Annotated in this window: 3 protein-coding genes; all 3 read left to right on the top strand. The window is 76.9% G+C overall.

Annotation, left to right across the window (positions count from 1 at the left end):
- Positions 1-3: 3 nt before the first annotated feature.
- The 3 genes from ACZ6Z8_RS14185 to ACZ6Z8_RS14175 all read left to right on the top strand — a co-directional run bounded on the left by ACZ6Z8_RS14185 (position 4) and on the right by ACZ6Z8_RS14175 (position 13,949).
- A complete protein-coding gene (locus ACZ6Z8_RS14185; protein ID WP_465609463.1) occupies positions 4-741 on the top strand; it encodes an aspartyl/asparaginyl beta-hydroxylase domain-containing protein in 738 nt (245 codons plus the stop codon).
- A 78-nt stretch (positions 742-819) separates the two neighbouring features.
- Entirely contained in the window at positions 820-5,301 is a 4,482-nt protein-coding gene (locus ACZ6Z8_RS14180; RefSeq protein ID WP_465609461.1) for a type I polyketide synthase, read from the top strand.
- On the top strand, positions 5,298-13,949 hold the full coding sequence (locus ACZ6Z8_RS14175; protein ID WP_465609459.1) for an amino acid adenylation domain-containing protein: 8,652 nt from the start codon (positions 5,298-5,300) through the stop codon (positions 13,947-13,949). The genes ACZ6Z8_RS14180 and ACZ6Z8_RS14175 overlap by 4 nt, the downstream gene beginning before the upstream one ends.
- The last annotated feature ends 39 nt before the right edge of the window (positions 13,950-13,988 follow it).

Below are 13,988 nucleotides of genomic sequence, written 5' to 3'. Positions count from 1 at the left end.
ACCATGGACGTCCAGAGCGTGATGACGGAGCTGCACGGCGCCCTCGGCACCGAGGGGCTGGAGCGGGTCGAGGAGTGCCTGCGCATCCTCACCGGGGAGCAGGCCCCCGAGTACCTGCACGAGGACCAGGAGCCGACCCGGCTGTTCTTCCCCGGGATCAGCGCCCTGCCCTGGCACGACACCGCCGAACTGCCGTGGGTGGCACGGGTGGAGGAGTCGTACGAGGCGATCAAGGCGGAGTTCCTGGCGCTGCGCGAGGAACAGGCCCGCTTCGCCCCGTACGAGGACCTGTACACCAAGGAGCTCGGCTGGCAGGGCTGGGACACCTACCAGCTCTACCGCAACGGGGAGTGGCGCGACGAGGTCCGCGAGCGCTGCCCGGAGACCCACGCCGCCGTGTCCGCGACACCGCACGGGCCGCGCGACGGCATGTTCACCGTCCTCAACCCCGGCGTGCACATCACCCCGCACACCGGCGGCGTGAACCTGCTGCTCACCGCGCACCTTCCGCTGGTCGTCCCGCCCGGCTGCGCCATCAAGGTCGCCGACGACGAGCGCGGCTGGGAGGAGGGCAAGGTGATCCTCTTCGACGACAGCTTCATCCACGAGGCGTGGAACAAGGGCACCCAGCAGCGCGCCGTCCTGCTCTGGGACGTCTGGCACCCCGAGCTGACGCCCGTCGAGGTCCGGGCCCTGGAGATCCTCATGCCCCGCTTCCAGCGCTACCTGATGGCGGTCTGAGCCCCGGCCCCGTACCCGGTCGTCCCCGGTCCTGCCCGCCCCGCCGCGCGCGGAACCCACCACACCACGGAGAACACCTTGAACGCACAGCCGGTCCTTCCCGACGCGGCCGAGACCGACGGCCGGGTCGCCGTCGTCGGCCTCGCGGGCCGCTTCCCCGGAGCCGATTCCGTCGACGCGCTGTGGGAGCTGCTGGCCGCCGGCACCGAGGCGATCAGCCGCTTCGGCCCGGAGGAGCTGCGGGCCGACGGCGTTCCGGACGAGCAGTCGGGCAAGCCCGGGTACGTGGCCGCCAAGGGCGTGCTGTCGGACGTCGCCGGCTTCGACTCCCAGCTGTTCGGCTACAACGCGCTTGAGGCCTCGGTCATCGACCCCCAGCAGCGGATCTTCCTGGAGTGCGCCTGGGCGGCCCTGGAGGACGCGGGCTGCGACCCCGACCGGGCACCCGGACCGGTCGCGGTCTACGCCGGATCGCTGCTGAGCACCTACCTGATCCACAACCTGCTGCCGCGCACCGACCTGCGGGACTCGCTCGGCGTGCCGATGCTCTTCCAGGGCAACCAGCCCGACCAGCTGGCCGCCCGGGCCGCGTACAAGCTCAACCTGCGCGGCCCGGCGGTCAGCGTGCAGACCGCCTGCTCGACCTCGCTGGTGGCGGTGCACCTCGCGGTGCAGAGCCTCCTCTCCGAGGAGTGCGACCTCGCCCTGGCCGGCGGCGTCACCGTCACCGTGCCGCACCGCTCCGGCTACCTGCCCGTGCCCGGCGGCATCGAGTCCCCGGACGGGCACTGCCGGCCCTTCGGCGCCGAGGCGGCCGGCACGGTCTTCGGCAACGGCGCGGGCGTCGTGGTGCTCAAGCGCCTCGCCGACGCGCTCGCCGACGGCGACCGGGTGCACGCCGTCATCCTCGGCTCGGCCGTCAACAACGACGGTGCCAACAAGGCGGGTTACACCGCTCCCGGGGTCGCCGGGCAGACCGCGGTGATCCGCGAGGCGCTGTCCGTCGCGGGCGTCGCCCCGGACACCATCGGCTACGTCGAGGCGCACGGCACCGGAACCCCGATCGGCGACCCGATCGAGGTCGAGGCGCTCACCGCCGCCTTCCGCGCCGAGCAGGACGCCGAGCTCCGCTCGGCCACCGGCTGGTGCGGCCTCGGCTCGGTCAAGTCCAACCTCGGCCACCTGGACACCGCCGCGGGCGTCACCGGCCTGATCAAGGCCGTCCTGGCCGTCCGCAACGGCCGGATCCCGGCCAGCCTGCACGCCGAATCGGTCAACCCCGGCCTCGGCCTGGCCGACACCCCGTTCTTCGTCCCCGGCGACCTCACCGACTGGCCGGTCTCCGAGGGCCCGCGCCGGGCCGCCGTCAGCGCCTTCGGCATCGGCGGCACCAACGCCCACGTGATCCTGGAGCAGGCCCCCGCGGCCGCCGCCCGGGAGACCGCCGAACCCACCGCCGTCCCGGTCGCCCTGCCGCTGTCCGCCCGCACCGGCACCGCCCTGGACGCCGCCGCCGAACGGCTCGCCGAGGACCTCGCCGCCCACCCCGACCGCCCGCTCGCGGACGTCGCCCGCACCCTGCGCACCGGCCGGCGCCGACTGGTCCAGCGCCGGGTCGTGGTCGCCCGGGACACCGCCGGCGCGATCGCCGCACTGCGCGGGGGCGGCCGCCGGGAGTCCGTCCGGGCGCGCGCCGGACAGGGCGCCGCGCCCGTCGCCTTCCTGCTGCCCGGCCAGGGCGCCCAGTACCCGGGCATGGCCCTCGGCCTGCACACGGCGCACCCGGTGTTCCGCACCGCCCTGGACGAGGCCTCCGAGCTGCTGCGCCCCCACCTGGGCCTCGACCTGGTCGAACTGCTCCGCGGCGGCGACGCCGAGCAGCTGCGCCGCAGCTCCGTCACCCAGCCGGCCGTCCTCGCGGTCGGCCACGCCCTGGCCGCCCTGTGGCGGCACTGGGGCGTCCGCCCGGCCGCCCTGCTCGGCCACAGCCTCGGGGAGTACACCGCCGCGCTGCTCTCCGGCGTCCTCGACCTGCCGGAGGCGCTCGCCCTGGTCGCCGCCCGCGGCCGGCTGATGGAGGCCACCGCGCCCGGCGCGATGCTGGCCGTCCCGCTGGACGAGGAGGCCGCCGCCGAACTCGCCGCCCGGCACGGCCTGGACCTCGCCGCCGTCAACGGTCCGGCCGCCGCCGTGCTGTCCGGCGCTCCCGAGGCCGCCGAGCGCGCCGCCGCCGAACTCGGCGAGCGCGGCCTGCGCGCCCTCGCCCTACCGGTGGACCGGGCCTTCCACAGCACCCTGTGCGCCCCGGCCGCCGAGCAGTTCGCCGCCGAGCTGGCCAAGGTGACGCTGCGCGAGCCCGCCGTGCCGTTCCTCTCCAACCTCACCGGCGACTGGATCACCCCGGAGCAGGCCACCGACCCCGGGTACTGGACCCGCCAGATGCTCTCCCCCGTCCGGTTCCACGACGGACTCACCCGCCTGGCCGCGCTCGACGAGCGGATGGTGCTGGTGGAGACCGGTCCCGGCAGCGTCCTGACCGACCTGGCCCGCTCGGCCGCCGAGGGCGGCGCCGCACCGCGGTTCGCCCAGCCGCCGCTGCCCACCCGCGGCCGCCGCGGACCCGAGGACGAGCCCGGCAGCGCCGTGCTCTCCCTCGGCAGCCTGTGGACGCACGGCGCCGAGGTCGACTGGGAGCCGCTCGACGCCGCGGCCCGCCCCGCCGACCTGCCCGGCTACCCCTTCGAGCGGTTGCCGCACTGGATCGAGCCCACCGTCCCCGGAGAGGCGCCCGCCACCGCGCTGCCCGCCTCGGACCCCGACGCGGTGCACGCCACCATCGCCTGGCGGCCGCTGACCGGCCCGGCCGCGGAGGACCCGCTGAGCGGGCGCCGCCAGACCTGGCTGGTCCTGCTGGACCGGGCCGGGGCCGCCCAGCCGCTGGTCGACCTGCTGACCGCGCGCGGCCAGATCGTCACCACCGTCCAGCCCGGCACCGAATACCGCCGGGTGCGCCGGGGCGTCTACGAGCTCGACCCGGCCGACCCGGCCCAGTACGCCAAGCTGCTCGCCGACCTGCGCGCCCTGGTCCGGACGCCCACCGCCGTCCTGTACGCCTGGGGGCTGGACGAGACCGCGGAGGAGACCGACGGCTACTTCGGCCTGGTCCACCTCGCCCGCGCGATGTCCGCCGAGAGCGTGGTGCACGAGGTGCGGCTCGGCGTGGTGACCGCCGGGGCCTTCCCGGCCGCCCCCGGCGAGCGGCCCCGGCCCGCAGCGGCCCTGCTCAGCGGCCCGGTCCAGGTGTTCGGCGAGGAGTACCGCAACCTGCGCTGCACCCAGGTCGACCTCGCCGCCGGGGCCGGCCTGGACGAGGCGGCCGCCACCGCGGTGGTCGGCGCCGTGCTGACCGGTCCCGCCCCGCTGCTCGCCCTGCGCGACGGCGCCCTGCTCTCCCGCACGGTCGAGCGCGCCGAGCGGCCCGTCCCCGCGGCCCCGGCCCGGGTGCGCGCCGACAGCACCTGGCTGATCACCGGCGGCCTCGGCGGGATCGGCCTGACCCTGGCCCGCTACCTGGCCGGTGCCGGGGTCGCCCGGCTCGTCCTGCTCGGCCGCGGATCCGGCGGCGACGCCGCCGGGACCGCCCTGACCGCACTGCGCGGGGCCGGCGCCGAGGTGCTGGCCGTGCGCGCCGACGTCACCGACGCCGAGTCGCTCGACCGGGCGCTGGAGCAGGCCCGATCGGCCTTCGGCCGGATCGACGGCGTGATCCACGCGGCCGGTGTGCCCGGCGGCGGCTCGGTGGAGCTGCGCTCCGACGAGAGCATGCGCGCGGTGCTCGCCCCGAAGACCGCCGGCCTGCGCCACCTGCTGGCCGCCCTGCGGCCCGGCGAGGCCGAGGTGCTGGTGCTCTGCTCCTCGCTCGCCACCCTGGTCCCGACCTACGGCCAGTCCGACTACGCGGCCGCCAACGCCTACCTGGCCGCCGTCGCGGAGGCCGAGGCCGCGCGCGGCGAGCGGTTCGCCGTGGCCGTCGACTGGGACATGTGGGCCCAGGTCGGCATGGCCAGCCAGGCCGAGGTCCCGGAGGCGCTACGGGCCTTCCAGGCCGAGATGCTGGCCGGCGCGCTCACCCCCGAGCAGGGCGCCCGCGCCTTCGCAGCACTGCTCGACGGCCCGGCCGGCCGGGCCGTGGTGGCCCGGGTCGGCGCCGGGATCACCGACGGCACGCTGCGGACCTCCACCGCCCCCGCCGCCGACCTGCCCCGGACGGCCGCCCTGCCGCGCCCCGAGCTCGCCACCCCGTACACCGCCCCGGCCACCGCGACCGAGGAGCGCCTGGCCGAGATCTACGCCGAACTGCTCGGCCTCGACCGGGTCGGGGTGGAGGACGACTTCCTGGAGCTCGGCGGCCATTCGCTGCTGGCCGCCCAGGTCGCGGCCCGGCTGCGGGCCGAGTTCGAGGTCGACGTCCCCGCCCGGCTCTTCTTCGAGGGCGGCCGCATCGCCGACCTCGCCGTCGAGATCGAAGACCGCATCATCGCCGAACTGGAGCAGCAGTGACCAACCCCGCAGGCCGCAACCCCCGGGGCCGCGAGGACCGCCTCGCCCGGCTCACCCCCGAGCAGCGCGCCGCCTTCGAGGCGCGCGCCCGGGGCCGCGCCGGCGCGGCCCCGGCCACCGCCGACACCGCCGCTCCCGGCCCCGCCGCCGCGCCGACGCTGCCGCCGCGCGACCGCTCGCTGCCCGCGCCGCTGTCCTTCGGCCAGGAGCGGCTCTGGTTCGTGGAGCAACTCACCCCCGGCCTGGGGATGTTCAACGAGTACGTCGGGCTGCGCCTGACCGGCACCCTGGACATCGCCGCCCTGGAGGCCGCACTGACCGGCCTGGTGCAGCGGCACGAGGCGCTGCGCACCGTCGTGGCCACCGGCCCGGACGGACCGGTGCAGCGGGTGCTGGACCAGGCCGGGCCGGTGCTCCGGGTCGTCGAGCCGCAGGACGGCGAGGCCCGCTGGAGCGAGCAGCAGGAGCGCGAACTCGCCGAGCGGGAGGCAGCCCTGCCGTTCGACCCGGAGCACGGGCCGCTGCTGCGCGCCCTGCTGATCCGCTCCGCGCCGGAACGCGCCCTGCTGGTCGTGGTCAACCACCACCTGGTCGGCGACGCCTGGTCCCGCTCGGTGCTGGTGGAGGAACTCTGCAGCCGCTACCGGGCCTTCCGCGAGGGCGGCCCGGTGCCCGCACCGCTCGCCGTGCAGTACGCCGACTGGGCGCAGTGGCAGCGCGGCGAACTCACCGACGACGCGCTCGCCGAACCGCTCGCCTACTGGCGCGAGCGCCTGGACGGAGCCCCGCACGTCCTGGAACTGGCCACCGACCGGCCCCGCCCGGCCGTGCCCAGCCACCGGGGCGGCCGGGTGCACTTCACCCTGGACGCCGCCACCACCGAGGCCGTGGAGCAGGCCGCGCGCACCGCCCGGGCGACCCCGTTCATGGTCACCCTGGCGGCCTGGCAGGCCGTCCTGATGCGCCACTCCGGCCAGCAGGACGTCCTGGTCGGCGTGCCCACCGCGGGCCGCGACCGGCCCGAACTGGCGGGCCTGGTCGGCATGTTCGTCAACAGCCTGGTGTTGCGCTCGGACCTCTCCGGCGACCCGGCCTTCGGCGAGCTGCTCGACCGGGTCCGGGAGACCGCCCTCGGCGCGCTCGCCCACGCCCAGGTGCCCTTCGAGCGCCTGGTCCGTGAGCTGCGCCCGGACCGCGACCTGAGCCACGCACCGCTCTACCAGGTGCAGTTCGGCTACCGGAACGTCCCCGCGCCGGACATCGACCTGCCCGGGGTCGGCGTCGAGCTCGTCGAGCTGGACAACGGGCTGTGCCGCACCGACCTGAGCCTGGAGCTCGCCCGGGAGGGCGCGATCACCGCCGGCGTCTGCGAGTTCAGCCGGGACCTGTTCGACGACGACACCGTCCGCGAGCTGACGGAGGCGCTGCGGCGGGTGCTCGCCCGCGGCGCCGCCGACCCCGGCCTGCGGCTCTCCGAGCTGCTCGCGCTCACCCCCGTGGAGCGGGCCCTGCTGACCGCCGCGGGGGACGGCGGGCCGCTGCCCGAGGACGCCGTGGACGTCGTGACGGCCTTCGCCGAGGCCGTCCGCACCCGCCCCGACGCCGAGGCCGTGCTGCCCGGCGGCCGCCCGGACCAGGCCCTGACCTACGCCGCCCTGGACGCGCGGGTCGACGAGCTGCTCGCCCGGCTGCGCGCCGCCGGGGTGCGCCCCGGCGACCGGGTCGGCCTGTGCCTGCGCCGCGGCACCGACCTGCCCGCCGCCATGCTCGCCGTGCTCCGGGCCGGCGCCGCCTACCTGCCGCTCGACCCGGACTACCCGGCCGCCAGGCTGGCCCACGTGGTCGAGGACGCCCGGCCCACCGCCGTCCTGGTGCACGCCGCGACCAGGGACGCGGCACCGGCCGGCGCCCCGCTGCTCGACCTGGACGCCCCGGCACCGACCGGGAACCCCTCCGCCGGGCCCGCGCCGGTCGACCCGGACGCGCCCGCCTACGTCATCCACACCTCCGGCTCGACCGGCCGCCCCAAGGGCGTCGTGGTCCTGCGCCGCAACCTCACCGCCTTCCTGGCGGCGATGGACCGCGTGCTCGCCGAGGGCACGGACGGCACCGGCGGCGCGGCCGCCGCCGAGCCGTCGACCTGGCTGGCCGTCACCAGCGTCTCCTTCGACATCTCCGTCCTGGAACTGCTCTGGACCCTCAGCCGAGGCCACCGGGTCGTGGTCAACCCCGACCCCGGGACGGCACTGCCCGCCGCCGCCCCGGCACCCCGGGCCGACCGGGCCGTCCCCGAGTTCAGCCTGTTCTACTTCGCCAGCGGCACCGCCGGCGCCGAGCCCGGCCCCGGGCAGTACCGCCTGCTGCTGGACGGAGCCCGCTTCGCCGACGCCAACGGCTTCTCGGCGGTCTGGCTCCCGGAGCGGCACTTCCACGCCTTCGGCGGGCCGTTCCCGGCCCCCTCGGTGCTGGCCGCCGCGATCGCCCAGGCGACCGAGCGGATCGGCATCCGGGCCGGCAGCGTGGTGCTGCCGCTGCACCACCCCGTGCGGGTGGCCGAGGAGTGGTCGGTCGTCGACAACCTGTCCGGCGGCCGGGTCGGCCTCTCCTTCGCCTCGGGCTGGCACGCCGACGACTTCGTCCTGGCCAAGGACGCCTACCAGGACCGCCAGGCGCTCACCGTCAGCGGCATCGAGCAGGTCCGGCGGCTGTGGCGCGGCGAGCGGCTCCCCTTCGAAGGGCCCGGCGGCCGCACCGTCGACGTCGAGGTGCTGCCCCGTCCGGTCCAGGCCGAACTGCCGTACTGGCTCACCTCCTCCGGCAACCCCGAGACCTGCCGCACGGCCGGCCGGGTCGGTGCCCGGCTGCTCACCCACCTGCTGGGCCAGAGCACCGAGGAACTCGCCGAGAAGATCGCCGTGTACCGCGAGGCCTGGCGGGAGGCCGGCCACGCCGGTGAGCCGCACGTCACCCTGATGCTGCACAGCTACATCGGCGCCGACGGGGCCGACGTCCGGGCGCACGCCTGGCAGCCGTTCCGCGACTACCTGCGCAGCTCGGTCGGCCTGATCGAGAACCTGGCCCGCGGCCTCGGCATGGACGTCCGCAGCAGCGACTTCACCGCGGAGGACCAGGAGGCACTGCTCGACCACGCCTGTGCCCGCTACCTGGGCCACGGCTCGCTGATCGGCACCGCCGAGGAGTGCCTGCCGCTGGTGCACCGGCTGGCCGCGATCGGGGTCGACGAGATCGGCTGCCTGGTCGACTTCGGCGTCGACACCGACACCGCGCTGGCCGCCCTGCCCCGGCTGGCCGGACTGCGCCGCACCGCGGCCGCCGCGCCCGCCACCGGCCCGGCCGACGCCGAGCTGACCGCGCTGATCCGCGCCCACGGCGTCACCCACCTGCAGTGCACCCCCTCGCGGGCCCGCACCCTGCTGGACGAGGCCGACCCGGAGGCGCTGCGCGGCCTGCGCGGGCTGCTGCTCGGCGGCGAGGCGCTCGACGCCGACCTGGTCCGCCGCCTGGCCGCGCACCTCGACGGCCGGATCCTCAACATGTACGGGCCGACCGAGACCACCGTCTGGTCCACCACCGACGTCGTCGACCCGGCCGAGGGCCTGGTCACCATCGGCCGCCCGATCGCCGGCACCACCGTCCGGGTCCTCGACCCGTACGGGCGCCGGGTGCCCGTCGGCGTGCCCGGTGAACTCCTCATCGGCGGCGCCGGGGTGACCGCCGGCTACCTCGACCGGCCCGAACTGACCGAGGAGCGGTTCGTCGCCGACGCCGAGGCGGGCGACGGCGGGGCGGCCGACGGTGGGGCGGCCGGCCCCGGGGCCGGGCGGCTGTACCGCACCGGCGACCTCGTCCGCACCCGCCCCGACGGCCGGATCCAGTACCTGTCGCGCAACGACCACCAGGTCAAGATCCGCGGCTTCCGGATCGAGACCGGCGAGGTGGAGGCCGCGCTCACCGCACTGCCCGGGGTCCGCCAGTGCGTGGTGACCGCGTACGGCCTGGGCACCTCCCGGGCCGCGCTGGCCGCCTACCTGGTGCCCGAGGACCCGGCCGCGCCGCCGGCCGCGGCCGAGCTGCGGGCCGCCCTGGCCGGGCAGCTGCCCGGCTTCCTGATCCCGTCCCGCTTCCTCACGCTCGAAGCGCTGCCGCTCACCGGCAACGGCAAGGTCGACCGGGCGGCGCTGCCCGCGCCCGAGTCCGTGCCCGCCTCCGGCCGCGACCGCACCCCGCCGGCCACGCCCACCGAGGAGCGGATCGCCGCGATCTGGCGCGAGGCCCTCGGCCTCGACGAGGTCGGCACCGGCGAGGACTTCTTCGAACTCGGCGGCCACTCGCTGCTGGCCGCCCGGATGGTCGCCGGCATCCGCGACGAGCTGCACGTGCAGCTGCCGCTGCGCACCCTGTTCGACTCGCCGACCGTGGCCGCGCTGGCCCTGGCCGTGGACGCGCTCGGCGCGGACGGGCCCGCCGGGGCCCCCGCCGAGCGGGCCGCGCTGGTCCCCGACCCGGCCCGCCGGCACGAGCCCTTCCCGCTCACCGACGTCCAGCGCGCCTACTGGATCGGCCGCAGCGGCGCCGTCGGCGGCGACGTGGCCTGCCACCTCTACCTGGAGGTGGACGTCGCCGACGTCGACCCGCTCCGGCTCCAGGACGCCTGGCGGTCGATGGTGTCGCGGCACGACGCCCTGCGCCTGGTCTTCGGCGAGGACGGCACCCAGCGCGTCCTGCCCGAGGTGCCCGCGTACGAGCTGACCGTCGACGACCTGCGCGGGCTGCCCGAGCAGGACCGGGCGGAGCACCTCGCCGGGACCCGTGCCCGGATGTCGCACCAGGTGCTGCCGGCCGACACCTGGCCGCTCTTCGAGCTGCGCGCCAGCCGCACCGCGGGCGACGACGTCCGGCTGCACCTGAGCATCGACACCCTGATCGCCGACGGCGGCAGCGTGCAGATCCTGTTGCGCGAACTGCTCGCCGTCTACCAGGGCACGCTCGACCCGCGCCCGCTCGAACTCTCCTTCCGGGACTACGTGCTGGCCGAGCAGGGCCGCCGGAGCGGCCCGGCCCTGCAGCGCGACCTCGACTACTGGCACGGCCGGCTGGACACCCTGCCGCCCGCCCCCGCGCTGCCGCTGGCGCGGCGCCCCGAGGAGCTGGCCGAGACCAGGTTCCGCCGCCGCGAGGCGCACCTGCCCGCCGAGCTGTGGGAGCGGCTGAAGAGCCGGGCCGCCGCCGGCCGGGTCACCCCCTCGGCGCTCGCCCTGGCCGCCTACGCCACCGTGATCGGCACCTGGTCGACCGTCGACCGCTTCACCCTCAACCTCACCCTGTTCAACCGGGTCGGCGACCACCCCGACCTGGCCGCCATGGTCGGCGACTTCACCGCGCTCAGCCTGTTCGAGGTGGACGGCGCGACCGCCGGCTCCTTCGCCGACCGGGCCCGCCGACTGCAGGACCGGCTCTGGGAGGACCTTGACCACCAGCTGGTCAGCGGCGTCCGGGTCGGCGGCGAACTCGCCCGTCGGCGCGGGGTCGCCGAGGCCGCCATGCCGGTCGTCTTCACCAGCGAGCTCGGCGCCGACGGCGTGGGCGGCAGCCGGGTGCTCCGGGAACTGGGCGCCGAGGTCGCCCACACCATCACCCAGACCCCGCAGGTCTGGCTGGACCACCAGATCTCCGAGGACGAGGGCCGGCTGCGGCTGACCTGGGACGCCGTCGAGGAGCTCTTCCCCGAGGGCGTGCTCGACGCCATGTTCGAGGCCTACACCGGCCTGCTCACCGCGCTCGCCGAACAGCCCGGCGCCTGGACGGACCCGCACCTGGTCGTCCTGCCCGCCGGGCAGCTCGACGCCTACCGGGCGCTCAACGCCACCGACGGCCCGCGGCCCGACGGGCTGCTGCACGAGCCCTTCCTCGACCGGGCCCGGACCTCGCCCGGCCTCACCGCGGTGGTCTCGGCCACCGGCACGGTGACCTACGGCGAACTGGAGCGGGCCTCGGCGGCCGTCGCCCACGCGCTGCGGGCGGCCGGGGTGCGCCCCGGCGAGCTGGTCGGCGTGCGCGCCGACCGGGGCTGGGAGCAGGTCGCCGCCGCGATCGGCGTGATCCGGGCCGGCGGCGCCTACCTGCCGCTGGACGCCGGCCTCCCGGCCGCCCGGGTCGCCCGCTCGCTGGAGCACGCCGGCGCCACCGCGCTCCTCGCCCGGGGGTCCTGGGCCCCCGAGGACGCCGTGCCCGCCGGAGTCACCCTGCTGGGCTTCGAACAGGCCCTGGCCACCGCGGCGGACGCCGCTCCGGCGCCGGTCCCGACCACCCCGGCGGACCTCGCGTACGTCATCTACACCTCGGGCTCCACCGGCGACCCCAAGGGCGTGATGATCGACCACCGGGGCGCGCTGAACACGGTGGTGGACGTCAACGACCGCTTCCGGGTCACGCCGTCCGACCGGGTCCTCGGCATCTCCTCGCTCGGCTTCGACCTCTCGGTGTACGACGTCTTCGGCACCCTCGCCGCCGGGGCCGCCCTGGTCCTGGTCGGCGCCGGCGAGGAGCGCGACCCCGCGCGCTGGTCCCGGCTGGTCGCCGAGCACCGGGTCACGGTCTGGAACTCCGTCCCCGCCCTGATGGAGATGCTGCTGGCGTACGCCGACGGCAACCCGGCGGCCGACCTGGAGTCGCTGCGCCTGGTCATGCTCAGCGGCGACTGGATCCCGGTCGGCATGCCCGACAACGTCCGTGCGCTCGCGCCCAAGGCCGAGGTGATCAGCCTGGGCGGCGCCACCGAGGCGTCCATCTGGTCGGTGCTGCACCCGATCGGCGCGGTCGACCCGGACCGCCCGAGCATCCCGTACGGCCGCCCGATGCGGAACCAGGGCATGGTCGTCCTGGACGAGGCCTTCCGGCCGCGTCCGGTCGGGGTGGCCGGCGCCCTGTTCATCACCGGCGCGGGCCTGGCGGTCGGCTACCGCAACGCCCCGGAGATCACCGCCCGCGCCTTCCCGAGCCACCCGGTCACCGGCGAGCGCCTCTACCGCACCGGCGACCTGGCCCGGCTGCTGCCCGACGGCGACCTGGAGTTCCTCGGCCGCGAGGACTCCCAGGTCAAGGTGCGCGGCATGCGGATCGAGCTGGGCGAGATCGAATCCGCGCTGGTCCGGATGGACGGCGTGCGGGAGGCCGCGGCGCTGGTCGAGGGCGACGGGCTCGGTGCCCGGCTCGCGGCCTACGTGGTCCGCGAGGCCGCCCGTCCGCTGCCCGCCGCCCCGGCACCGGCGCCCGCCCCGGCGCTGGACGCCGAGCGGGTCCGCCGGCTGGAGGCGCGACTGCGCCAGCCCGGCCGCCGCGCCGACCTGGCGGGCCGTGAGGTCCTGCCCTTCGCGCTCCCGGCCGACACCCTGGAGCTGCGCCGGGCCGCCGCCCTGCGCGGCGCCGCCACCGGCTTCGCCGACGCCCCGGTGCGCCTGGCCGACCTGCACGCGCTGCTGACCGTGCTCGCCCGCCAGGACGAGGACGGCGTGCCCCGGTACGCCTACGGCTCGGCCGGCGGCCTGTACCCGGTCCAGACCTACCTGGCCGTCGCCCCGGGCGGGGTGGCGGGCCTGGCGGCCGGCACCTACTACGTCGACCCGGCGGGACCGGCCCTGGTCGCGCTCGACGGCGCGCCGGGCGCGGAACGGGCGCTGGACCCGGCGCTCTACAGCGAGGCCAACCGGCCGCTGGTCGAAGGGGCCGGCTTCGCCCTCTTCCTGGTCGCCAGGAACACCGCGATCACTCCAATCTACGGCGAACTCGCGGACCGCTTCTGCCTGTTGGAGGCCGGGGCGATGGCGCAGCTGCTGCGGCACCGGGCCGGCGACTGCGCGGTGGCGCTGTGCCCGATCGGCGACGTGTTCCCCGAGCCGCTCCGCGGCGCGCTGCTGCTGGAGGACGGCCAGAGCGTGCTGCACACCCTGGTCGGCGGCCGGCCGCCGGGCGCGGCGGCCGAGGAGCCGGGCTCCGGCGCCGACTGGGCGCTCGGGCTGCGGGAGGCGCTCGCCGAGCGGCTGCCCGGCTACATGGTGCCGCAGCTGGTCCGGGCGGTGGAGGCGCTGCCGCTGTCCGCCAACGGCAAGGTCGACCGGGCGGCGCTCGCCAGGCTGGGCGCCCCGGCCGTCACGGCGGCGGCCACCCCGGCCACCCCGGCCGTCACGGCGGCGGCCACCCCGGCACCGGCCGCGGCGCCGGTTCCGCCGCCGCGCACGGTGGCGCGGCCCACCGGGCCGGGCGCGGTGGAGCGGCTCACCGCACTGTGGCGGGAGGTGATGGACGGGGCGGAGGTCGACGTCGACACCAACTTCTTCGAGGCCGGCGCCAACTCCATCCACCTGGTCCGGGTCCAGCGGCGGATCGCCGAGGACTTCGGGCAGGAGCTGTCGGTGGTCGAGATGTTCGACCGGCCGACCATCCGGCACCTGGCGGAGCTGCTGGACCGGACCGCCCCCGCCCCGGCCCCCGCCGCGGCCGCGGAGCCCTCGCCGGCCCCCGGGAGCGGCGCGCGGACCGAGGCGCAGAGCGCCGGCGGCGACCGCCGGCAGCACCACGAACGGCGCCGCGCCGCCCGCCGGGGCGGCGCCGGCACCAACCCGACCGGCTGACCCGAGCGGCCGGCGGCCGGACCGGGCACCGCTGCCCGG

The sequence above is a fragment of the Kitasatospora sp. NPDC101108 genome (assembly GCF_055584725.1).
Note: the sequence above shows the minus strand (reverse complement) of the source record. Positions and strands in the feature narration are given on the sequence as shown.